The sequence below is a fragment of the Vibrio sp. 2134-1 genome (assembly GCF_033339495.1).
The window spans coordinates 1-835 of the sequence record NZ_JAWOUS010000259.1 but is presented as its reverse complement, the minus strand read 5'-3'; the positions used below and the strand labels follow the sequence as shown (position 1 = coordinate 835).

The window sequence follows — 835 nt, the reverse complement described above, 5'->3', positions numbered from 1 at the left end:
GTCGAAAGTGAATCCGATTCGATGAACAGTAAATCCAGTTCGCGATAGGTATCCGTATTGGTGTTGGAATCGCTAAAAATCGATTCAAGAACCAAGGCTCCCAAGCGGTAATACATGTTTTCAATTTGCTGCGAGTTGTTTTCCGCACCTCGGCTGGTGTGCAGTTGCTCCGCCAACGATACCAACTCACCATCACTACCAATAAAAGCGCGTGCACTTTCCAAAAATCGGTCAGTTGAATAAAGCAATTGCGTGACGTCTGGCCCATTCGCATCAGAGACCTCACTTTCTAATTGAAGACGAACCGCGTACACAAGCTGAAGTTTGAGTGAGACTTGATCGACATGCTTAACTCGATACGGCAACTCAAAATTAAAGAAGTTACGTACTTCCTCAACTTTACTGCCGAGTTCATTCAATGTGGAAAGCGTTTGCATCGTCTGCTTTGCCTGAAACCAAAGAGTCGCAGAAAATACACACCACAAAATGAATAAGAACCAAATAATCCGCTTAATCCCTGCTCTTAATTGATGCAACGCTCAGTCCTCATATAATCCATTAATTACAAGCATATACCATGTTCTGAGCTCTGGCTGTGCTTGCTTCACATAAAAAAAGAGAGCCTAGGGCTCTCTTCATAAGAATTAGTTACGACTTAACTGATCTTTCAAGTTTGGCGGTGTCCCTTTGATCGTCAGCGTATCTGTTTCTGGATCGTAGAAAATACGCTCGCCCAATAACAAGCTGTCAAAGCTGATATTTAAACCACCCCCGGCACCCACATATTTAGTCAGCTTACGAACCTTTGAGCGATCACCAGGGAATGATTCTTCAA

Annotated in this window: 1 protein-coding gene and 1 pseudogene; both read right to left on the bottom strand. The window is 43.4% G+C overall.

Going from position 1 to position 835, the window contains the following annotated elements; translation table 11 throughout:
• Nucleotides 1–536: pseudogene (locus R7R78_RS25325) on the bottom strand (Hpt domain-containing protein); the annotation flags it as partial.
• Between the two features lie 108 nt (nucleotides 537–644).
• On the bottom strand, nucleotides 645–835 hold a 191-nt coding region (locus tag R7R78_RS25320), incomplete at its 5' end, for a nucleoid-associated protein (protein ID WP_225474526.1).